Origin of the sequence: Caballeronia sp. LjRoot31 (assembly GCF_964253885.1) — a bacterium.
Lineage (GTDB): Bacteria > Pseudomonadota > Gammaproteobacteria > Burkholderiales > Burkholderiaceae > Caballeronia.
The window spans coordinates 2,288,971-2,310,740 of sequence record NZ_CAXURX020000001.1 but is presented as its reverse complement, the minus strand read 5'-3'; the positions used below and the strand labels follow the sequence as shown (position 1 = coordinate 2,310,740).

The 21,770-nt window shown below is 62.0% G+C and carries 15 protein-coding genes; 7 read left to right on the top strand and 8 right to left on the bottom strand.

The genetic code is table 11. The features are described 5' to 3' along the window. Nucleotides 1-162 precede the first annotated feature (162 nt). On the bottom strand, nt 163-855 hold the full coding sequence (locus ACSQ8V_RS10210) for a FadR/GntR family transcriptional regulator (RefSeq protein WP_218627138.1): 693 nt from the start codon (nt 853-855) through the stop codon (nt 163-165). 275 nt (nt 856-1,130) lie between these two features. Here ACSQ8V_RS10210 and ACSQ8V_RS10205 point away from each other — a divergent pair, with 275 nt between their 5' ends. From ACSQ8V_RS10205 to ACSQ8V_RS10175, 7 genes are all read left to right on the top strand, one after another. Next, a complete protein-coding gene (locus tag ACSQ8V_RS10205) occupies nt 1,131-2,699 on the top strand; it encodes a sugar ABC transporter ATP-binding protein (protein ID WP_436205648.1) in 1,569 nt (522 codons plus the stop codon). Then, nucleotides 2,692-3,720 carry an ABC transporter permease gene (locus tag ACSQ8V_RS10200; RefSeq protein ID WP_158934560.1) on the top strand — a complete coding sequence of 343 codons (1,029 nt, stop codon included), beginning with the start codon at nt 2,692-2,694 and terminating at the stop codon, nt 3,718-3,720. Before ACSQ8V_RS10205 ends, ACSQ8V_RS10200 begins: the two co-directional genes overlap by 8 nt. Before the next feature lie 86 nt (nt 3,721-3,806). After that, on the top strand, nt 3,807-4,751 hold the full coding sequence (locus ACSQ8V_RS10195) for an ABC transporter substrate-binding protein (RefSeq protein WP_213761439.1): 945 nt from the start codon (nt 3,807-3,809) through the stop codon (nt 4,749-4,751). Between the two features lie 252 nt (nt 4,752-5,003). After that, complete coding sequence (locus ACSQ8V_RS10190) at nt 5,004-5,564, top strand: YceI family protein (protein WP_436205647.1); 561 nt, start codon at nt 5,004-5,006, stop codon at nt 5,562-5,564. A gap of 48 nt (nt 5,565-5,612) precedes the next feature. Next, nucleotides 5,613-6,197: a YceI family protein gene (locus ACSQ8V_RS10185; RefSeq protein WP_436205646.1), complete on the top strand. Its 585-nt coding sequence runs from the start codon at nt 5,613-5,615 to the stop codon at nt 6,195-6,197. 296 nt (nt 6,198-6,493) lie between these two features. Next, entirely contained in the window at nt 6,494-7,360 is an 867-nt protein-coding gene (locus ACSQ8V_RS10180) for an NmrA family NAD(P)-binding protein (protein WP_436205645.1), read from the top strand. A 61-nt stretch (nt 7,361-7,421) separates the two neighbouring features. Beyond that, a complete protein-coding gene (locus tag ACSQ8V_RS10175) occupies nt 7,422-8,174 on the top strand; it encodes an SDR family oxidoreductase (protein WP_436205644.1) in 753 nt (250 codons plus the stop codon). 172 nt (nt 8,175-8,346) lie between these two features. Here the strand turns inward: ACSQ8V_RS10175 and ACSQ8V_RS10170 are convergent, their stop codons facing one another. From ACSQ8V_RS10170 to bcsD, 7 genes are all read right to left on the bottom strand, one after another. Next, the gene (locus tag ACSQ8V_RS10170; protein ID WP_436205643.1) at nt 8,347-13,074 is read right to left on the bottom strand and encodes a cellulose synthase subunit BcsC-related outer membrane protein; all 4,728 of its coding nucleotides are present in this window, start codon (nt 13,072-13,074) and stop codon (nt 8,347-8,349) included. Continuing rightward, nucleotides 13,068-14,207, bottom strand: coding sequence for a cellulose synthase complex periplasmic endoglucanase BcsZ (gene bcsZ, locus ACSQ8V_RS10165; RefSeq protein WP_436206632.1), 1,140 nt, complete (start codon nt 14,205-14,207; stop codon nt 13,068-13,070). The genes ACSQ8V_RS10170 and bcsZ overlap by 7 nt, the downstream gene beginning before the upstream one ends. Nucleotides 14,208-14,277: 70 nt before the next feature. Beyond that, nucleotides 14,278-16,824: a cellulose biosynthesis cyclic di-GMP-binding regulatory protein BcsB gene (bcsB, locus tag ACSQ8V_RS10160; protein WP_436205642.1), complete on the bottom strand. Its 2,547-nt coding sequence runs from the start codon at nt 16,822-16,824 to the stop codon at nt 14,278-14,280. A 1-nt stretch (nt 16,825) separates the two neighbouring features. Beyond that, on the bottom strand, nt 16,826-19,054 hold the full coding sequence (gene bcsA / locus ACSQ8V_RS10155) for a UDP-forming cellulose synthase catalytic subunit (RefSeq protein ID WP_436205641.1): 2,229 nt from the start codon (nt 19,052-19,054) through the stop codon (nt 16,826-16,828). Next, nucleotides 19,051-19,839 (bottom strand): cellulose biosynthesis protein BcsQ, encoded by a 789-nt coding sequence (gene bcsQ, locus ACSQ8V_RS10150; protein WP_213761431.1) that lies wholly within the window; start codon nt 19,837-19,839, stop codon nt 19,051-19,053. Before bcsQ ends, bcsA begins: the two co-directional genes overlap by 4 nt. Then, on the bottom strand, nt 19,836-20,735 hold the full coding sequence (gene bcsP, locus ACSQ8V_RS10145; protein WP_436205640.1) for a cellulose biosynthesis protein BcsP: 900 nt from the start codon (nt 20,733-20,735) through the stop codon (nt 19,836-19,838). Before bcsP ends, bcsQ begins: the two co-directional genes overlap by 4 nt. A 242-nt stretch (nt 20,736-20,977) precedes the next feature. Beyond that, nucleotides 20,978-21,433, bottom strand: a complete 456-nt coding sequence (gene bcsD / locus ACSQ8V_RS10140; RefSeq protein ID WP_158934571.1) for a cellulose biosynthesis protein BcsD — start codon at nt 21,431-21,433, stop codon at nt 20,978-20,980. Nucleotides 21,434-21,770: the final 337 nt, after the last annotated feature.

Genomic DNA, 21,770 nt, shown 5'->3' with positions numbered 1-21,770 from the left:
AATGCGAATCGTTATCATTTGTAGTTTCAATAACAATGCCGTTGTGGTGTGACCGAGGAGGCTTACTGGGAAAGGCGGGGAAAGAGGGGCAGTTGACGGCCGAGTAATGGGGTCGGGTGCTGTTGGGCGTTTCTGTTCGAACGATGCGGTTGATCCGGCCCCTTAAACTCCGCCGACCCACCGTTCTTCCGATGCCTTCAAATGCGACCGCATGGCGGCCTGCGCGGCGATAGGATCGCGCGCTTCCAGCGTCCTCAGGATCCGCTCGTGCTCGGAGAGCGCGACGCCCCATGTCGTGATGTTTTCCGCCAGTCCGCTCACCTTGGCGGCGATCGGATCGTTACGGCCATCGAATAACTCGCCGACCAGCCTTGTCAGTACCGAATTCCCCGCAATTTCAGCCAGCGTCATATGAAACTGCCGGTCCGGTTCCAGCGGCGAGCGTCCTTCCGCGATCAGGTCGCGCATCGACTCCACGCTCTTTTGCAGCCTGCCCATTCCATCCGGTGTCAGCCGCGTGCAAGCCAGCACGATCACGCATCCCTCGATCGCCGCACGCGCTTGCATCAACTCGGTAGGACTCTCGCCCATTGAGGTTAGCGGCGGCTCTTCGGTGTTGCCGTCGCACACATACACGCCCGAGCCCATCCGGATCTCGACTTGACCGCGAATTTCCAACGCAATCAACGCCTCCCGCAACGATGGCCGCGACACGCCCAACTGCTGTGCAAGCTCGCGTTCCGGCGGCAGGCGTGTCCCCGCCTGGAAGCTGCCGAGGCGGATCAGCGTATTGATCTGGTCGGCGATGGTCTGATACAGCCGTCGCGTTTCAATCGGTTTTACAGATATCGTCATGAGTGTCCGGCAGCGATCGGAGTGTAAGGTGGCTTGACCAATTGCTTTCAGGATCGCTTGACCGGCATGCCGATGAATATAAGGGTAAATACCGCGATTCCAGAGTGGGCCTAACGCCATTATCATTCGGAACAGGTAAGGCCACGTGATGAAGCAGAAAAATTGGCTTGACCACTTTGGTGCCAGAACGGTGATTGGCGCCACCCCAGAATCAGAGACCCCGCCGAGGAGACCATGCCGGTGCAAATGCTCATACGAGTCGACGAGGCCCAGCAATGAACGTCGCAGCCGAACAGGGCGCGCCGGATATCGCGCCGCATACTGAGCGCCCGCACGCCATGCCGGACGAGCCCTTGCTGCGGCTGAACAGCGTCGGCAAGCGTTTTCCTGGCGTGATCGCACTGCAGAACGTCAGTTTCGACGTGCGCGCGGGCGAAGTGCACGCCATTTGCGGTGAAAACGGCGCGGGCAAGTCGACGCTCATGAAGATCGTCAGCGGCCAATACCGGCCGGATGAGGGCGACATCTACATCGACGGCCGCGAGCACCACTTCGCATCCACGCTCGAAGCGCAGGCTGCGGGCATCGCGATCATTCATCAGGAACTGAACCTGATCCCGCATTTGTCCATCGCGGAAAATATCTTTCTGGCGCGCGAGCCGAAGCGCGGGTTTTTCATCGACCGGGCGCGTCTCGCCGCTGATTCACAGACGGCGCTCGATCGCATAGGCCTGTCGCTGAAACCGCGCACGCTGGTTGGATCGTTGTCGGTTGCGCAGCAGCAGATGATCGAGATCGCCAAGGCGCTGTCGCTCAACGCGCGCCTCTTGATCATGGATGAACCGACGTCGTCGCTGACCGAATCCGAGACCGTGCATTTGTTCCGGATCATCAAGGAGTTGCGTGCGGCGGGTGTGGGCATTGTCTATATCTCGCATCGGCTGGACGAGCTGGCCGAGATCGCCGATCGCGTCACCGTGCTGCGTGACGGCCGCACCATTTCCACCGATGACTTCGCTGCCACCACCATCGAGCAAGTGGTCTCGCATATGGTTGGCCGCGATCTGGACGATGTCTTTCCCGAACGCAAATCAAAGCCGACGGATGAAGTACTACTAAGCGTCAATGGCCTCAAGCGTCGCGATGTGTTCGGACCGGTGAGCTTTGAATTGCGTCGCGGGGAAATCCTGGGGTTTGCGGGATTGATGGGCTCGGGGCGCACTGAAGTGGCGCGCGCGGTGTTCGGCGCCGATCCGGTGGAGGCGGGCGAAGTCCAGTTGCAGGGCAAGCTGCTTTCGATCCATTCGCCCATCGACGCGATCCGCAACGGCATTGCGTATCTCTCGGAGGATCGCAAGGGCAACGGTCTTGCGTTGCAGATGACGGTCGCGAAGAACATCACGCTCGCGAACATGGAAGCCGTGTCGGGCGCGGGCGGTTTTATCCGCTTCGACGAGGAGGCGAAGGTCGCGCGCAAATATATCGATGCATTGGGGATTCGTACGCCGAGCGTGAACCAGATCACGCGCAATCTCTCGGGCGGCAATCAGCAAAAAGTCGTGATCAGCAAATGGCTGTTCCGCGAATCGAAGATCCTGTTCTTCGATGAACCCACGCGCGGCATCGACGTCGGTGCGAAATACGCGATCTATGAACTCATGGACCGGCTCGCGGCGCAGGGTATCGGCGTTGTATTGATCAGCTCGGAGTTGCCCGAAATCATGGGCATGACGGATCGCGTGGCCGTGTTTCATGAAGGCCAGATAGCGGGCGTGCTCGAGACCCGCAAAACCAATCAGGAAGAAATCATGCACTACGCATCAGGACGGATCGCCCATGCTTGAGATGACTACCGACCCGGCGCACGCCGACCGTGCCCGCGCCCGTGAACGCCGCAAGGACCTGATCCAGAAGTTCGCGGCGCTGGGAAGCCTGGTGATGCTCGTGGTCGTGTTCTCGGCGACCAGCAATGCGTTCATGTCGCTTGGCAACGGCATGACCGTGGCGCTGCAGGTGACGTCCATCGCTTATCTCGGGATCGGCGCGACGTGCGTGATCATCACCGGCGGTATCGACTTGTCGGTGGGGTCAGTGCTCGCGCTGTCGGGCGTGGCCGCCGCGATGCTCGTAAAGGCCGGCGTGCCCGTGCCTATCGGCATGCTTGGGGGTGTGGTCGTGGGCGCGATCTGCGGTGCGTTCAACGGCTTGTTCGTCACGCGCATGGGCTTGCCGCCGTTCATCGCCACGCTGGGCATGATGCTCGTTGCGCGCGGCGTGGCGTTGCAGATTACCGGCGCGCGGCCGGTCTCGGGACTCGGCGATTCCTTCGCCGAACTCGGCAACGGCTCGCTCTTTCGCGTGGTCCGCATGGGCTCGGACGGGTTCCCCGACATTGTGTTTCCGGGCATTCCGTATCCCGTGATCATCATGGTCGTGCTGGCGGTGCTGGTCGCCATCATGCTCAGTCGTACCTCGCTCGGGCGGCACATTTACGCGGTCGGATCGAATGCGGAAGCGGCGCGGCTGTCCGGCGTGAACGTGAATCGCGTGAAGCTGTTTACCTACGTGCTGTCCGGCGCGCTTGCGGGGCTGACCGGCTGCGTGCTGATGTCGCGACTGGTCACGGCGCAACCGAACGAAGGCGTGATGTATGAACTCGATGCCATCGCGAGCGCGGTGATTGGCGGCACGTCGCTGATGGGTGGCGTTGGCACGATCTCCGGCACGGCGATTGGCGCGTTCGTGATCGGCATTTTGCGCAACGGGCTGAACATGAACGGGGTATCGAGCTTCATCCAGCAGATCATCATCGGCCTGGTTATCTTGGGGACGGTTTGGATTGACCAGATCCGTAACCGGAGATGAGTTTCATCGAACGCGCCTCGAGCGTTCGCGTTTTTAGACGAGAGCAAGGGTCCCACGGGGTCTTACAAAATCAACAGGAGCGAGACATGAAACTGACTACGAAGGCGATGTTTACCGCTGTGCTTGCCGTCGCTGCGAGCAGCGCGTTTGCAGCGGGTGGCGAGATTGCCGTGATCGTGAAGAGTGCCGATTCGAACTACTGGCAAAACGTCAACAAGGGCGCGACCGCCGCGATGGCAGCGGAGAAGGGTTACACGATGACCTTCCAGGGCCCGGCCGCCGAATCCGACATAGCCGCCGAAGTGAACATGGTCGAGAACGCGGTGAACCGGAAAGTCGCTGGCATCGTGCTGGCGGCGTCCGACCCGGACGCGCTGGTGCCGGCCGTGAAGAAGGCATGGGAAGCGCATATTCCGGTGGTGATCATTGATTCGGCCCTGTCCGATTCGGGCAAGCCGTATTACCAGGCTTTCCTGTCCACCGACAACGAAAAGGCCGGCGAGATGTGCGCTCAGGCGTTGATCGCGCGGGTGGGGCAGACGGGCAAGATTGCGTTGATGTCGTATGTGGCCGGTGCGGGGTCCGAAGTGGGGCGCGTGGGCGGGTTCCGCAAGTATCTGACGGCGCATTCGAAGTTGCAGGTGGTTGGTCCGTATTACTCGCAGTCGCAAATGGCGAACGCGTTGAATCAGACGACTGACGTGCTGGCCGCGAATCCTGATCTGAAGGGAATTTTTGGGGCGAACGAACCGACGGCCGTGGGGATGGGACGTGCGCTGGCGCAGTCGGGCAAGGCGGGTAAAGTGATTGCGGTTGGATTCGACGGTAATTCGGATTTGCAGAACTTCGTGAAGGACGGAACGATCCAGGCAATCGCGGTGCAAGGTTCGTATCAGATGGGCTATAAGGGCATTCAGACGGTGATTGGCGTGATTGAGAAGAAGGCCCCGCCGAAGTTTGTCGATACGGGTGTCGTCATGGTCGATAAAGAGAATATTGATCAGCCGGCGGCGAAGAATGTGCTGTATTGAGCGTTGTTGATCGCTGCCGCTGGTTAAGGGCTACGCGGTGATGCGCAGTGCGAAGGGATTTCAGGTTGTTCCTTTTGCGCTGCGTTTTTTTGTGGTCGGTTTTGGTGGTTCCGCTTCGCCAAACGCTCATTGCGGCTTTGTTGCCGATTTCTCCATTACCTTCACCCGTAGGACAATCTGTTCCCGCCGCGTGGCTATCCGCCGCATATCTCCTCGCATACCATGCCGTATCGATTACGATCCTGGCCTGATATGCAAACACCCTTGTACCGATGGTTATTGGCTGCTACCGCTTCCGCCACTTTATTCACCAGCGCCGCTCAAGCCCAGGTCGATACGACCAAAAGCACGGTGACGGCGACATCGAAGCAAATGAATGTGCCGGTTGAAGGCAAGTTCAAGAAGTTCACCGCGCAACTCGACTTCGATCCGGCCAAGCCGGCTGCGGGCAGCGCGAATATCAGCATCGATACGAGCAGCTACGATCTCGGCGATGACAGCTACAACAAGCAAGCCGCGAACAAGGACTGGTTCGATACCGCCCATTTCCCGACCGCTACGTTTGCGTCGACGGCGATTGCACCGGCCGGTGGAACCAAGTTCAACGTCAGCGGCAAGTTGACCATCAAGGGCAAGTCGCAGAACGTCACGGTGCCGGTCACGGTGACGAGTCAGGGCGCAACGCAAACCTTCGATGGCTCATTGCCCATCAAACGCACGCAGTTCGATGTCGGCTCGGGTGAATGGAAAGACACCTCGGTCGTGGCTGACGAAGTGATCATCAAGTTCCACCTCGTCGCCGCCAAGAAATAAACCAAGAAATAAGCACTCGTCGATCATCACATTCATCCTGGAAAACTCATGAAAAAGAACCTTCTGATTGCAGCCGCTGGCGCGCTTTTCGCGGCCGTTTCGTTTAACGCGATGGCTGAAGAAGTCACGTACCAACTCGACCCGAGCCACACGTATCCGAGCTTCGAAACCGACCACTTCGGCGGCATCTCGATCTGGCGCGGCAAGTTCGACAAGAGCAGCGGCACGGTGACGCTCGATCGCGCGGCCAAGAAGGGCACGCTGGACGCGACCATCGACATGACGTCGATCGATATCGGCAATGACAAACTGAATGGCGAACTGAAGAGCGCGCAATTCTTCGATGCCGACAAGTTTCCGACAGCGACCTACAAGGGTACGTCGATGAAGTTCAAGGGCGACGTGCCCGTTGAAGTGATCGGTGAGCTGACGCTGCATGGCGTGACGAAGCCGCTGAACCTGAAGATCGAATCGTTCAAGTGTTTCACGAACCCGATGCTGAAGAAGGAAGTGTGCGGCACGGAATCGACGGCAACGTTCGATCGCGGCGACTTCGGCGTGGACTACGGCAAGGCGTATGGCTTCAAGATGAAGACCACGCTGCATATTCAAGCCGAAGGCGTGAAGCAGTAAATCCACTGATGGATGCCGGCGTGGAGATCATCGTGCCGGTCGTTCAGGACACAGAGGCCGTTCCAGCTTATGCGGGAACGGCCTTTTGGTTTGTAAGCTCGGCTCGAATTCGCACCTAGGTTTGCGTAGTTCCCCCGGCGCTGCAACCCGGCGTTACCTGTATATCATCGCCGCACTCATCATCAATGCTCTTATGTCATGAATGAAATGACATGCGGGCTATCGTCAAGCCGGGTCCCGTCCAACACAATCCTCTCCAACGCAGCGCTTGCTGCCTCATTTTATGGAGAGAGACCATGTTTGCAGTGACCGGAATCACAGGGCAGGTTGGGGGCGTGGTTGCACGTTTGTTGTTAGCAGCCGGCCAAGATGTTCGCGCGGTTGTTCGCGACGCAGCGAAGGGCGACATTTGGGCGAAGCAGGGATGTGAAGTCGCTCTCGCCGACGTCAACGATCAGCAGGCGTTGCAACACGCGTTTGAGGGCACTGAAGGCGTGTTTGTCCTGCTTCCGCCAACGTATGACCCAACGCCAGGCTTTCCCGAAGCGCGCAAGACTATCGCCGCGTTGCGGGGTGCGCTCGCGGCTGCCAAACCGTCCAAGGTTGTTGTGCTTTCGACCATCGGCGCACAAGCTACGCAGCCGAATTTGCTGAACCAGTTACAAATCCTCGAACAGGAACTGGGCACGCTGCCAATGCCCGTGGCTTTCCTGCGCGCCGCATGGTTCATCGAAAATGCTGCATGGGATCTGGCATCGGCACGCGATTCAGGCATCGTGCCCAGCTTCCTGCAGCCTCTCGATAAACCCGTGCCGATGGTCGCCACCGCCGATATCGGCCGCGTTGCAGCGGAACTGCTGCGTGAGTCGTGGACGGGGCGCCGCATTGTCGAACTGGAAGGGCCGCAACACATCTCACCCAACATGATTGCCGAGAGCTTCGCGCGCCTGCTTGGTCACGACGTCCGCATGCAAGCCGTGCCGCGTGACACGTGGGAAGACCTGTTCCGCTCGCAAGGGATGACAAACCCGACGCCGCGCATGCAGATGATCGATGGCTTCAATGAAGAGTGGATCTGCTTCGAAGGCGCCGAAAGCGAAGTGCGCAAAGGCGATGTAATGATCGATACGGTATTGCAATCGCTGATTGAAAAGGCGTCGTAGAAGGGCACCGATCCTCAGGATTCGGCTTAGGAGAATCTACCCTTATTAAGGAGTACAACTCATGACTCATGCGGAAGAAAATACGAGCCGCAAAGGCCGCCTCGATGGCAAGAAAGTGATCGTGCTTGGCGGTTCATCGGGTATCGGCTACGCGGTGGCGGAGTATGCGCTGGCCGAAGGCGCGCGGGTCGTGATTGGATCGAGCCATGCGGGACGTGTCGAGGCTGCGGTCACGGCGCTTGGCGCGAATGCCGAGGGCCATGCGCTTGATCTCACGGATGAATCCGCTATCGAAGCGTTTTTCAACACGACCGGCAGCTTTGATCATCTGGTGTTTACCGCCGGGGATTCGCTGCGGCTTGGCGAGATCGCCACGACGGATTTATCGCTGGCAAGACGCGCCTTCGATATCCGCTATTGGGGCGCGCTCGCTGCGGTCAAATACGCCACACCGCATATTGTGGAGGGCGGTTCGATTGTGCTGACAACGGGCGTCGCGGCGTTGCGTCCGCGCAGTGGTTGGGCGTTTGGCGCGAGCGTGTGCGGAGCAATGGAAGCGCTCACGCGGGCGCTTGCCGTGGAACTCGCGCCGGTGCGGGTGAATGCTGTATCGCCAGGATTGATCGCGACGAACCTATGGCAGAACATGTCCGAAGAGGACCGGCAGGCGATGTACGAACAGGCCGGCAAGCATTTGCCGGTCGGACGAGTGGGCGAGGCACGCGATGTCGCGGCTGCGTATCTGTTCCTGATGGAAAGCGCGTTTGCAACGGGACAGACGCATGTAGTCGATGGCGGGGCGGTGCTGGTTTAGGGTGCGCTGGGTGAAGCGCCGCAAGGCTGAAACTGGAGGGACTCGAACCTCTTCAGATTCCCAATGGCGCGATGTCGTACTTCCCGCGCCTTTAGACACTACTCGCGACTAAAAAAGTGGCTTGGGCGAACCACCGCCCAAGCCACTTTGTCATTTCTGACTCACTGCCTTATCAATTCGTCAGCGACAGATACGGCGAGCTCAACGGCGCTGGCGGGAAGGACAGTGCGCCGGCCTGTTTCGTGAAGCTGTACCGCACGTACACGGCGGCCAGATATTCGCGATACTGATACGCATTGCCAAGAGACGCTGTCGCCCCGACCGTAAGTTGCGGTGCGAGCTGATATTCGCCCGTTGCGCTGAACGAATAAGAGATGCCTGTCTTGCTGTTGCCGGGGTAAACGCTGCCGGCAGTCCCTGGACTTCCAGGCTGGATGTTGCCGGTGGTCGGGAAATAATTCGAAGCATCCTGCCGATAATGCTGCACGCCAATCGACCCCTTGAGGTCGTAGGTGAACGGTCCATTGCGGCCCATATATTCGACCGGGATGTTCAGGATCATGTACTGCTGGGGACTGAAGTAGCCGCCCTGACCATAGGTGAAGTAGGACAGGTTCTTGTCGTAGTGCATCAGCGTGGTGTTCACGCCTGCCGTCAACGTGGTGTTCGCGTCCTGGAACAGGCGCGTATAGAAACCGCCGCCGCCTTTCTCGGACGTATTGCTCGCGACATTGGTGCCGTCGTAGTACTGGAACGCGGCGTTTACGTACACGCCGCTCGTTCCATCGTCCCAGCCGAGATCCACGCGTCCGCCGTTCGATGTGACGCCACCCCATTCCAGACCTTGACCCTGATCGCGTGTCCCTGCATAGGAGAGCAAGCTGTCAGTGACCGCGCGGCGCGCGACGGCGATCGAGTACGAGACCTTGTCCGTTACGCTGCCGTTGTACTGTGCGCCGCCGACCACGTTTTCTTCGCTAAAGCCGAGCGGCGTGGTGCCGACATCGAGCTTGACGCTGTTCGTTTCGTATCCCACGGACAAACCAACACCGCTCGCCGTTTGGTTGCCATAGTTGTTAACAAGGGTCGACGCGGCTTGTCCCGAGCCGAAGCGCTTGAGCGTGTCGGCAGTCGTTTGTGCATCGCTCGCGTCCAACGTCACCGGCGTCGCCGTCACGACAATATGCCCGTTCCCCGCCGCGATGCGACCCTGAACCGGCGCTTCGATATCCGTCAGGTTCGACAGCCCGTCCTCGCCCGTGCGTTGGCGAAAGATGATGCCGCCCGACACCGTGCTCGACTGGGCGCGATTGATTTGCGCGAGTTCATCGGCGACGCCTAGCGTCTGTGCGTTTGCTACGCTCGTTGGATTGTTGCCCGCCATGCCCGAGTACGCCTGTGCCGTTTGCGCGGGTGCGTAGCCGTAACCGGCTGGCGGTTGCGGAATATAGGGCTGCCCGTAACCCTGGTTTGCATAAGGTTGCTGTTGCGGATACCCGTACCCCTGCTGCGCATACTGCTGTTGCTGCGGGTAAGGCTGCTGCCTGTAGTCCGTTTCATCGGCCTGGCGGGTGTTACGCGACGTGGTTTGCTTGCGCGTTGACGTGCGTTTCGACTTCGCTGCCGGCGCGCTGGAATACGTGCGGGGTTGCGGCTGCTGAGCGTTCGCCTGCGCTTCGCGGGCAGCGGGCGACATAGGCCACGGCGAACTGACCGCCGGGTCGTATGGCTGCTGACCTTGCTGATACTGAGCCGGATACGGTTGTTGCTGTTGATAAGGCTGCTGATATTGCGGCTGATTCGGTTGCTGATAAACCTGCGGCTGATATTGCCCCTGATATTGCCCCGCGTCCTGAGTCGGCGCTTGCCCCGGATAAGGCTGCAACGGCGCCGCGGCCGGACCGCCGGACTGGCTTGAACCGGAGGTATCGGGACCATATCCGCCGCCTGTCGCTGCCGGGCGTGCTACGTTACCCGGCGTCGAATAGGGCGCAACATACGGTGTCGAATAAGGCGCGGCTTGAGGCGGAGGCAAATAATTCGGCACGTTCTGCGTCGGTGAAGAAGGCTGGGGATAGTTGGACGACCCAGAGGGCAGTCCGGGCATCGGCGTGGTCGAGCGCGAGAACAGTCCGACCAGCGGACCGGTCGGTGCCCCCGATGCGCTCGAGGACGGTTCGACGGCGGTCTTGCCTTCAAATGGATTGGTGCCGGGCAGCGGCATCGACCCGATGCGCTGCATGGCGGATTCCCAGCCACGCGGTACATTGGGTTGCGCGCCTTGACCCGTAGTACGCGCCGTTTGACCCACCGGCGTATTCGCCGCGATCAACGCCTGCTGCAAATAACGCGATGCCAGCGAAAGCTTGCCCTCGGCGTGATACATGCGGCCGGTCGCGGCGAGCACGCGGGGGTCGTCGGGCGCGGCACGCAGCGCCTGATTCGCCGTTGCCTCAGCAAACGAAAATTCCTTCGCGCCCGACGCCGCGCCAATCGTCGCTACCTGCAGGTCGATGTCGTCAGGGCGTCGAGCCAGCGCTGCGCGATAACTTGCGAGGGCGCTGCGGTCGTCTCCTGCGGAGGTGTACAAACGGGCCAGCGCGCCCTGGAGATCGGGGTTGTCGGGCATGGCGGAAAGCCAGGGCGCGATCACATCGTAGGCGCTTGCCAGGTCTCCGCGCTGACGCACGGTATCGGCTTGTTTCACCACAATGCCAATGTTCAGGTTGTTGAAGTCGATGCGTTGCTGCGGCGTGAGCTGCGAAGCGGCCAGCCGCCGCATGACCGAGCCCAGTTCGGCTTCCTGCTGCGGATTCGTCTGGCCCGCGGCGACAGGAACAGCGGTAAGGATACCTGCGTATTGCAGCAGCAGGCCGGTATCGTCGGGGGCGGCGGCCATTGCGCCGCGCACCAGCGACAACGCGCGCATGGTGTCGCCTGCCTGCAGATACGACGAAGCCAGCACGCCGATCAGTTCCGGGCTGCCCTGCGCAGTCGGCGTAGCGGCTTGCAGAATTGCTTCGGCTTGTTGCGTCTGCCCGGCACGCGACATCCGGTTCGCGAGTTCCGCCTGCGTGTGAACCCATAAGCGGTGTTGCAGCACGGTCATGGCCGTCGTGCGCTGGTTGACCGGGACGCGTTCCAGCTGCGATAAACCCGTCGCCCAGTCCTGCGTTTCGGCCGAGAGCAGCGCGCTTGCATAAAGCGCGTCGGTCATGTCCGGGTGCGCGGCAAGCAAGCCGTCCATCATGCTGCGCGCATTGCCGACCGCGCCTTGGCGCACATAAATGCGGGCGAGGTCGAGGCGCATCCAGGCATCGTCGGGATTGTTCAGCAGCGCGTCTTCGAAGAGACTGCGCGCGGTGCCGAGGTCACCTCGCGCTTCCGCGGCACGTGCCTGCGCCGCCTGTGCTTCGCCGCGTAGCTTGTTGATGCCGCCGGCCTTCGCCTGCTGTTCCGCGTTCAGCTGGTTCGCGAAGCTGAGCGCTTCGTCGCCACGGCCTTGCGCGGCCAGTGCACCGACCAGTCCGCGAATCGCGTCGGGGTTGTCGGCCTGACGACGCAGCGCCATTCTGTAAGCCTGTTCCGCGCCACGCGGGTCGCCGCTATTGAGCAGCGTTTCGCCGAGCATGGTCTGCGCGGTGGTATCCGACGGATTCAGCGCAATCGCGCGCTCGAAATCCGACCGCGCTTTCGCGATCTCACCATTGCTGCGCGCGCCGATACCCGCGCTCGTATAACTCCAGTAAGTCGCGCTGGTGAGCGCATCTTTCCACCGAGCCGGATTACCGGCACGCGATGCACGCTCCAGATACGTGCGCGCTTCGTCGAATTTTTCTTGCTTCAATGCGGCGATACCCATGCCGCCGAGCGCATCGCCATCGTTCGGGCTATTCGTTAGCACAGCCGAAAAACGCGCGCGCGCCGTGACGATATCGCCACGATCCAGCGCTGCGAAACCATCGGCAACCGCGCGGCCGCGGGCATCGACGGCGGCATCCGCTTGCACACGGTCGCGAGCTTGCTTGTCTTGCTGGACCATCGAATCGAAACGCGCCTTGACCGCCGGATCGTCGGGCGATGCTTGCAAATACGCTTGATAAAGCGGTGCGTCGGACGGGCGTGCCCCGAGCCACAGCAGCGCCTGGCGCCAGCTTTTTTTTGCCTGCTCGCCGACTGTGCTGTCGGTGCTCAACTGTGCGAGGCGGGCGATGCCGTCACGCCGCGTCGTGTCGCGGTAGGTCAGGTGCTGCGCGAGCGCCAGCGCGTAGCGCGGGTCGTTGGGATTCTGGCGCGCGAGCTGTGTCAGGCCCTGACGCGCCTGATCCCAGCCTTGCGGCGTGGCGGCAAGTGCCTGGTAATACTCGAGCGTGAGTTCGGGTGTGGCGGGCTTGCCTTCGATCGCGCGCTGATATTCCTGCACCGCTGACGCATTCTGCCCGCTTTGCGCGAGCCGCCGGGCGTCGTTCACGGTCTGGTCGCGCGGGCTGGTTTCGCCCAGCCGCTGGCCGAGTTCATCGATATTCGGATACTGCGGCGCTGCTTCCCGCAAGCGCTGCAGGTACTGCTGCGCACCGCTGCCGTCCTTGCGGTCCGCGAGGATGATGCCCATGCCGTAGAGCGCGTCGGGTTGCTTCGGGTCGATGCGCAGCACTTTTTGCCACGCCTGCTCGGCCAGATCGCCCCGGCGATGCGCCTGCCAATAACGGCCCTGATCGATCAGCACGGTCAGCGGCGAATTGGCGCCGGCACCGGCAACAGGGCCGGCGGTGGCTGCGCTGTTGGCGGCTTGCGCGAACACGGTGAGCGGCACATTGGCGACGCAGCCAGCCGCGAGACTCAGCGCAATCGCTCGCACGCCGGTACGCGGTTTCATTGGGAACAGGGGCCGTTTCAACATGCACTTCTCCAGCTCGGCACGAGTCGGCCGGCTTCGTCGAAGCGGTATCGGCCTTCTATAAATCCGGCGCCGAACAAGCCCAGCACCCGGTCGTAATAAACCGGTTCACGGTCAGGATTTGGCGACGCCGTAGCCGATGAAGCGGCCACGGGCGCGTCGAGCACCGCGAGATGCGTCCGGGCAAGGCCCAGGCCGCGATCGTCGCCGATAGTCCTGAAGTACGGTGCGAGCGCGGCCCAGTAGCTAAGCGGGCCTTCGCCGCTGGTAGCGCCGGTCGCCACATTCACGCGTTCCGGTGGATAGCCGTTTTGCGCGACGGCCTGACGCATGCCACCGAGCGCGGCGAGCCACTGTTTGCCAAGCGGATCGGCACCAGACGCAAGCCCCGCCCACAAATACACGCGAATGGCGTCGTAGCTGCCGGTGTCGGCGGTCTGCGGATCGACGACGAACTGCCCCGACTTGTACGCCGCCCAGTCTGGTGCAAAGCCGTGCGGCGCGGCGGTTGCCACGAGCTTGTAGCCGTTCTCGGCAAGCTGGTTCCAGGGGCCGTCCGGCATCTCGCGAGCGAGGCCGCGCAACACCGGCAGCGGTGAATAGCTCGGATTCAGACGCGTCACGTCGCCGGTTTGAAAGCCCTGCGGACCGGGCAGCAGCATGGGCCCAAGACCCGCGAGATTCGTCACTTCATGACGCATGATCTGAGCGGCCAGCGCCATGCCCAGTTGCGTGTAAGTCCTCTCGTTCCACAGACGTCCGGCTTGCAGCAGATCGTAGGCGATCCACAGGTCGGAATCGGAGGCCGAATTGGGATCGAGCACGCCGAACGAACCATCCGGCTTCTTGCCCCATTGCCACGACGGCAACCGGACGTTGCCCGGATCGAACTGGTTCGCGGCGAGGTTCGTGCGGGTCCACGCGAGCAGCCGGTCGAAGGTCGCGCGGTCGTTCGCGACCAGCGCGAAGAACATCGCGTACGACTGGCCTTCGGAGGTCGTTTGCTGCGTCGGGGTAGAGTAATCGATCACACGGCCGTCAGCCTGCACGAAGCGTGCGGTGAACGTGCGGTAAGCGGTCCAGCCGGTACATTGCGCGGGCGTTGAAGAAGCATAAGCGCTGAACGTGGCCCCCATGCCGGTCAGCGCGAGCGCCAGAATTGCCGTCTTCGATCCACGTCTTCCACGTCTGAAACCTGCCGGCATATCAATCCCTCAAACGGCGCGCAGCAATGGCGCGCAGCGACCGGTAGAACAGTGCCGCGAAGATGATGGCCGCGAGCAAGCCGCCAAGCACCAGCAAGAGCGGATGCGACGACAACGCCCAGCGCATGTATTCGAACGGCGACAGGCGGCCGACGTAATACGCCTGGCCATTCGATGTCACCGTCACGTCGCGTCCATGAATCACCGCCATGGCGCCCTGGATTTCCGGCAGCACGTCGTTGTCGAGCAAGGCCGCGGACAGGTCGGCATCGGACTGTCCGGCCGAGCTGATCAACGCCACGGCGCTGCGACTGCTTTTGAGCGGCGACTCGAAGCCGGTGATGAGCGCGTCGCCGCTGGCGCTGACAAGCGACAGGTCGGCGCGTGCCGGCAGGCGCTCCACACCGTGCGCGCCGTGCCACCAGTCGACCACCTTGAACGCCACGTCGGAGAGTTCGAAGTTGCGCGATTCGCCGTCGCCCGAGAACGGCATCTGCTTCGCCCAGCTTTGCAGCAGCGGCTGGCGGCCGGGGGAGCCCAGGATCAGCAGGTCTTTATCGGCGAGATTGTCGACCTGATCGGCCTGGGCGACGGTCACGCCAGTCACCGGATATCCCGTCGATGCCCCCATGCGTCCCATCTCCAGCAAGTACAGGCTGAAGTCGGCGGAGTTGGGATCGTTGGGCATGATGACCGCCGTTTCCGAGAGGTCAGCCATGCGCGTGAACGGGAAACCGCCGTTCGCAAAGGCCGCGAGGTCGGGCAGCGCCATGTAGTGCGGGAAACCCGACAGGTCGATGGTCGAATTCGGATCGATGGAACCCACCACGTTATCCAGCACGCGGCCCTGGCATTCGCCCGTCTTCGGGTAGTCGTAGTAGAAGTGCAGGCGCAACTGCGAGCGAGGCGTGAGCAGCAACGGCGGCACGTAGATCTCATGGCGCGCGGCGGCCGTCTTGTCAGGCATCACCTGGTTGAAATAGCGGCCGAGATCGAAAGTGGACGTGGCGACCGCCGGAATCCGCAGCGACTGCACGAAATCGTCGTTCACATTGATGTTAAGCGTTGACCGGTCGGGCGCGGGACGCACCGTGTACCGATAACCCAGATCGATCGGCACGCCCTTCGTTTGCCACATGAAGAGGTCGGGCGGCACGCGCATGTTCACGCGCACGGCGTCGGCGTTATAACCCGTCACCGACAAGTCGCGCGCTTCCGCCAGTTCGCCGAAACGCACCGGCCGGTCGGTCGGCAGCCAGTTCGGCGCGTCGTAGGGTTTGCGCGGGGCGAAGTCATTCAGTTGCGTGATCGTCGCGGTCGTGCCGGACAACGTGTTCTGACCGATGCCGAGCGCCTTCGCGGCGGTCTTCAGCTCGGCGTCGTTGCGGCCCATCACGAGCAGCAAGCGGCCGCGCGAAGGAGTATCACGATCCACCACCGCGATGGTCGGGCCGGATATATCGGGGATCTTCACGCCGGCCGGGTGCTGGTCGCTGGTGGCGAACACCACGGCATTGCCGGACAGCGGCACATTGTCGATCTGCGCCGGAAACACCGCGCCGCGATACCCGCTAAGCGAGCCGAACCACGACGCTACCGCACCCGCTGCTTCGAGCGTAGCGGCGCTCGGTTTTTGCGCGAACACGAACGGCAGTTCGAGGCGGCGAACGTCGCGGCGATCGAAGAAAGGCGCGGGCAATGCGGCCAGGTCAGGCTTGCTTTCCAGCGATGCATACGTGAGTTCGAGCGAGCTCGCGTTGCTGACACTCGCCCACAGCGTGGAGTTCGACGGGTCCTCGCATTGCTGCGTGTAGTGGCCGATCAACTGCACGTTCAGGTGATTGAATTCGGTGATGAAGCGCGGGTCGACGGACACGTCGCGTGCGACGAGAATGCCGGCCTGCTCGCGCGGCACGGGGAGCGTGGCGGCCACTTCGCCGTTGACGAGCACCTTGAGTTGCGAGATCGACGGCAGCAGCGAAGGTGAATAGCTGTAGATCAGGTGCAGTACCGCGCTGGTCACGACTTCGTCGCTACGGACCGAGAACGGCACGCCGTTCTGGCCGTCCGTGCCACGCAGTTGCAGCGGATCGAGCGCGCCGAGGTCGGAGAACGTAAGGGTCTGGCGGCGCCCTCCCGGTACCAGCGTGCCGGGCTCGGCCGTGGTCGGTGTCCTGGAGGCGAGCGTGCGCACGGCCGGCACGGCTGACGCTGCCAACGCGCCCGAGGCCGCCTGTGCGAACGCCGGCACGGGCACGGCGAGCTGCGGTTGCTCGATGGTTTCCCGGTTGAACGGCGTGGCGGGGCCGGGGAGCGGTACGGCGCCCACGCCGGTAGCGGTTCCGGTTGCGCTGGTCGGGGTGTTAGCCGCCGCAGCGCTTGCCAGCGACGCCAGCGGCACGGCCAGCGCCGTTTGCAACGCAAGCCAGCAGGCGAGGCTGCGCATCAGGGCGCGGGGAATGGGGCGGGAGCTGAACGGAGTGAAAACCGTTGTGTCCGGTTCGCCTTGTTCATTGCCCGGGCGCAGCGTCGAAATTCCCTTACCCATGTCAGTCTTTGGTCTTCAGTTTTTTAACGTCGGGTGAACGGGTCGTCAGCCAGTTCCGTGCGTCGGTGAAAAGATGCTCGAACAACGCGCCGATACCGCCCATGCCCACCAGCAGCACATGCCGCAAGCCGCGCAGCGGCGCGTCCGGGGTGCGTCCTTCGGACCATTGGGTCCAGGCGTCGGCGCGGGCGAAGGTGGTCTTCACGAACTCGAATTCCTGCTCGCGCGTGAGGGCGGAAAAGCGCAGCCCGACGCGTCCGACGGCGGTAAAACCGACGGTCGCGGGAAACGCATATTCCTCATCGCCACGAAAGAGCGAGACGGTGACTTTCTCGTGCAGCGGCACTTCCAGGTCGGCCGGCAGCTTCACGCCCACGCCGCCTTCCGAGTAGTCCATGGTTTCGCAGGCGAGGGTGCGGCCGGTCGAAAACTTGAGCATCACGGGCATTTTCATTTCCACCCGATGCGTCGTGCGCACTTGCTTGCGTTCGCTTGCAGCCGCGACGCTCGCGCCGAGGATCAGCATGTTGTACGTGGTCCAGGCAAGGTTCAGCAAGACCGTGTTCACTTCGCTGCTGACTTCCCAGTGCAGGTAGATGTTCACGAGTCCCGCGATAAACCCGAACAGGTTCAGCACCAGCAGGATCAGATAGGGGCGCGAGATGGCGTAGTCGAAATAATCCTTCGAGATCTGGCCGCCCTTCGCCGTCACGTTGAACTTGCCGAGCTTCGGGTTGATCAGTGCAAGCAGGGTGGGTGCGGTGATGTACGACGCCAGCACGGACTCATACACTTCAGCCCAGAACGAATGCCGGAACGAGCGCTGCATGCGCGAGTTCGTGATGCTCGCATGCATCATGTGCGGCAGCGCGAAGATGGCGATCGTACCGGCCGCCGCGTGGATTACGTGCGCCCCAAAAAACAGGTACGACAGCGGCGCGGTAAGGAACACGAGGCGCGGGATGCCGTAGAAGAAATGCATCATCCCGTTCAGGTAACAGAGCCGCTGACCGAGCTTCAGGCCTCGTCCCGTGAGCGGGTTATCGATCCGGAAAATCTGCGTCATGCCGCGCGCCCAGCGAATCCGCTGGCCGATGTGCCCCGACAAACTTTCGGTCGCGAGGCCTGCCGCCTGCGGGATCGCGAGATACGCGGTCGTATAGCCGAGCCGATGCAGCTTGAGTGCCGTATGCGCGTCTTCCGTCACCGTCTCGACCGCGATGCCGCCAATCTCTTCCACCATCGTTCGACGCAGCAACGCGCACGAGCCGCAGAAGAAGGTCGCGTTCCAAAGGTCGTTGCCGTCCTGCACGAGGCCATAGAACAGCTCGCCTTCGTTGGGCACTTTGCGGAACGTGCCCAGGTTGCGTTCGAACGGATCGGGCGAGAAGAAGTGGTGCGGCGTTTGCAGCATCGACAGCTTCTTGTCGCGCAGGAACCAGCCAAGGCCGATCTGCAGGAACGAGCGTGTGGGAATGTGATCGCAATCGAAAATGGCGAGAAACTCGCCCTTCGTGATCTTCAGCGCTTCGTTGATATTGCCGGCCTTCGCATGCCGGTTGTGCGTGCGGATGGTCCAGGTGACGCCGACCTCTTCGCAGAACGCCTTGAACTCGGGACGGCGGCCGTCATCGAGGACATGAATGGAGATCTTGTCCGCCGGGTAATCGATCGCAAGCGCCGCATAGATAGTCGGCTTGACCACGCCGAGCGGCTCGTTATATGTCGGGATGAAGACGTCGACGGTCGGCCATTCATCGCGGTTTGCCGGCAATGGCATCGGCTTTCTCTGCAGCGGCCAGGCGGTCTGGAAATAGCCGAGCAACAGCACGATCGCCGAGTAGACCTCGGCTGCGACCAGCAGCAAACCCCAGGCGGCATCGAGCGGACGTTCCCAGTACGTTGTCTCGGTCAGCCGCCAATACATGTAGCGCCCCGTGACCGCGACAGACAGCATGATCATCACCAGCGTGGCGTACTGGCCGCGCAGGCGCCGGAACGCAAGCGCGAAAGCAAAACAGCAGCACGCAAAAATCAGTTGCTGCGTGAACTCGAGCGGCACCGTCCAGACGAAATACATCGTCGCGAGGGCGAACAGCGTGAGGATTGTCGTAAAGATCCGGCTGCTCCAGATCCTTGAATCGACAAAACCTTCCAGCTGCGACGCAACCTCGTCGGCCTCGGTCAGTGGTCGTGCGCTTGGTCGTACGCGTGCGCGTGGCGTGCTCATGCGACGTTCCTCGGCGAGAGCTGCCTGGAGTCGACCGCGTGGGTGAGCCATTCGCCGCACGTGCGCAGATCGGCGGCGGCCTGGCTCAGCGGGTCGTAATGGATCAGCGTGGTGTCGCAGGCGAGCGACTCGCTCACGCCTTCGTCAAGGTGGATAACGCCCGGGAACAGCTTGTCGCCGAGCAGGTTGCGCAGCACCTTGAGGACGTCTTTCGTCAATTGCCGCGACTGGTCTACCTGGTTCACCACGTAACCCGTGCCGACAAAGTTCGCCCGCGGCGTGGCGTAGGCTTCGATCATGCGTTCCATCTGCGGGATGGCGGCGTACGAAGCGGCATCGGCCAGCACGACGTTCAACGCAAAATTCGACGCGCACAGGGCCGTGCGCGTATAGACCGACGAACCCGGCGGGGTATCGACTATCACGATATCCGCGGCATCGAGTTCCAGCCTTTCAAGCGATTGCACGAGCCACTGCGGGTCGCGGTCGATGTGCGATTCGAAGCGGCGGCGATCATCTTCCACCACCGCGCCGTAGGGCAGGACCGTGACCCCGTCGACACCATCGAACATCACGGTTTGCCACGGGTCACCGGCGAGAGTGGCGCGCGACAGTCCGTCGATGCTGTCGAGCGGAATGCCGAAGTGCAGGCGCAGCGCGTTTTGTGGATCGAGGTCGAGCGCGATCACGCGCCGCCCGCGCGCGGCGAGCACCGAGGCCAGGTTCGCCGCGAGCGTCGTTTTACCGACACCACCCTTGGCAGAGACGACGGTGATGACTTTCATGATTGTGAGTGGTTTTTGGCGAGCCACGAACCCGCGCCCGAGTTGATGGCGGCCGGCGCTTCTGCGACAGGTCCGCGCAGACGCTGGAACATCGACGCCAGCGAATCCGGCGGTGCGCTTGCCTGGGGCGCAGGCTGAGCGTGCACTTGCGGACGGAACAGCTTGCCGAGGATCGACTGGCTTTTTGGTTCAAGCGCGAGTGCTGATGCAGGTGCAGGCGTTGATGCCGCTTCGGGTGCCTGCACGCGTGGCAACGACAGCGACCTCGCCGCAGTGTTCGAGCGTTGCAGCGCCGCCGCGAAGCCCGTCAGTTGGGCCGACGCGCTCGCAGGCGCGGGCGTGGCGAGCGGCAGCGTGCGCGGTTGTGGCTGTGGGTGTTGAGCCTGCTGCGGAAGTTGCTCTTGTTGCGTGTGGAATGGCCGAAACAGCGGCTGCGGCAGTCGTGCTTGCTGCTGCGGTTGCGCGTCGGCTGATGGCACGGCCTCGGTTTCCACCGCGTTCGACGTTTCTTCTACCGCGTCGACCAGAGCAGAGAAACGCGCTGCGCCAACCGGCGTCGCCGGCAAGGTGACATTGGCGACCGGTGGAACCGTCTTCCGGTGCGCGCGTGCAAAGAGCGGCGGTTTGCCGCGGTTGAGCGGCGCTGCGCCCGCCGGCAGCGTCAGGCTGTTCGGCACGTTGCGATGTTCGCCGGAGCGATCGTGCGTGTGGGGCAGGTGCGCATCGCGGCGAGGCGCGATGTTCGGGATCGACGGCTGCGAGAGGTCAAGGGTCGCGAGCAACGGCCAGCGCGTGCGGGCGTGGATGGCTTCGTTCTCGCGGCCGATTTCCTGGTAGTTGCCGGCATCGCCGCCAAATCTGTCGAACAGCTTCTTGATATCGCGCGAAGGGTTCATGTGCTGCGTCCTCGTACTCTCGGTTGTACTTTGGGCCTTGCCTCGACGACCACTGGCCAGTGACGTCTCCCGCGCTTGTGAGCGCTGATGCGGGCAATGCCTGTTGACTACCTGGTTGACTGCCTGATCCGGTGTCGGACCCGTACCGCATTCGTAAAAGCCAAGGGAGTTTCCGGTCCAGCCTCGCGGTCCAGCTTCAGGCTCGCCCATTCATGCGAGGTTGGACGTGCTCTCGGTTGCCCTCAGTTGCTATAACGGCCCAATCTGAATTCGACTGCAGCACTTTCATCGAACTCGCCGGCTTGCACCACCGACAAGCCTTGCGCGCCGAGCGCGCTTAGCCATTCCTGATACGCGCCTTCGAGAAACGCCGGGCTCCACGGAAGCGCGTTCGCGCCGAATGCGAGCAGCGGCGGACAGCAATGAACGATGCGCAGATAATCCGGCTCGTCGCTCACTTCGACAAAACCCCAGTCGACGTCATTCCAGATCGCGTTCAACGCGGCGCCGAGTTCGGGCGTGGTGGCGCAGGGCGGCAGCGGGTGGGCGGCGGCAAAACGGCGACCTACCCGTTGCATCAACTGACGCAGCTCGTCGCGGCCGATCTGGGTATCGAATTCTTCTGCCAGGGCGACCAGCACGCCACGCCACTGCGAGGAAATTTGCCGGTCCAGCAGGTAGTCGAGGGTCATGGCCATGTTGTTGGAGAGGAAAGCTTTCAGCTAGATAAACGCGAAAATACCGATACCGGCGTAACCAGTAGTAATTACACTGCTCCGTCGTGCGACGGACGGTAATAGTGATACGGCTACCAGTAAGCCGCGAGTCTACTTCAAGGCGATTTCTTTTTCCGACATACCGCACATTAGCAAATAGTTTTGTGGTTAAAGCCGCAAACAGAGGGCAAAAAATCCACCGTGTCCAGTTTATGTAGTACTCGGGCAATTAGCGCAAACGTTTAATCGGCGGAATTCATTTGTCAGTCTAATCTTGCGTTCAGGCGGTTGTATTGTCGAGTTGCGCGGGGCGAACAAC

Coding starts and splice junctions, on each gene's coding strand:
- ACSQ8V_RS10210 (WP_218627138.1), bottom strand. CDS start 855: ATGACGATATCTGTAAAACCGATTGAAACGCGACGGCTGTATCAGACC.
- ACSQ8V_RS10205 (WP_436205648.1), top strand. CDS start 1,131: ATGAACGTCGCAGCCGAACAGGGCGCGCCGGATATCGCGCCGCATACT.
- ACSQ8V_RS10200 (WP_158934560.1), top strand. CDS start 2,692: ATGCTTGAGATGACTACCGACCCGGCGCACGCCGACCGTGCCCGCGCC.
- ACSQ8V_RS10195 (WP_213761439.1), top strand. CDS start 3,807: ATGAAACTGACTACGAAGGCGATGTTTACCGCTGTGCTTGCCGTCGCT.
- ACSQ8V_RS10190 (WP_436205647.1), top strand. CDS start 5,004: ATGCAAACACCCTTGTACCGATGGTTATTGGCTGCTACCGCTTCCGCC.
- ACSQ8V_RS10185 (WP_436205646.1), top strand. CDS start 5,613: ATGAAAAAGAACCTTCTGATTGCAGCCGCTGGCGCGCTTTTCGCGGCC.
- ACSQ8V_RS10180 (WP_436205645.1), top strand. CDS start 6,494: ATGTTTGCAGTGACCGGAATCACAGGGCAGGTTGGGGGCGTGGTTGCA.
- ACSQ8V_RS10175 (WP_436205644.1), top strand. CDS start 7,422: ATGACTCATGCGGAAGAAAATACGAGCCGCAAAGGCCGCCTCGATGGC.
- ACSQ8V_RS10170 (WP_436205643.1), bottom strand. CDS start 13,074: ATGTTGAAACGGCCCCTGTTCCCAATGAAACCGCGTACCGGCGTGCGA.
- bcsZ (WP_436206632.1), bottom strand. CDS start 14,207: ATGGGGGCCACGTTCAGCGCTTATGCTTCTTCAACGCCCGCGCAATGT.
- bcsB (WP_436205642.1), bottom strand. CDS start 16,824: ATGGGTAAGGGAATTTCGACGCTGCGCCCGGGCAATGAACAAGGCGAA.
- bcsA (WP_436205641.1), bottom strand. CDS start 19,054: ATGAGCACGCCACGCGCACGCGTACGACCAAGCGCACGACCACTGACC.
- bcsQ (WP_213761431.1), bottom strand. CDS start 19,839: ATGAAAGTCATCACCGTCGTCTCTGCCAAGGGTGGTGTCGGTAAAACG.
- bcsP (WP_436205640.1), bottom strand. CDS start 20,735: ATGAACCCTTCGCGCGATATCAAGAAGCTGTTCGACAGATTTGGCGGC.
- bcsD (WP_158934571.1), bottom strand. CDS start 21,433: ATGGCCATGACCCTCGACTACCTGCTGGACCGGCAAATTTCCTCGCAG.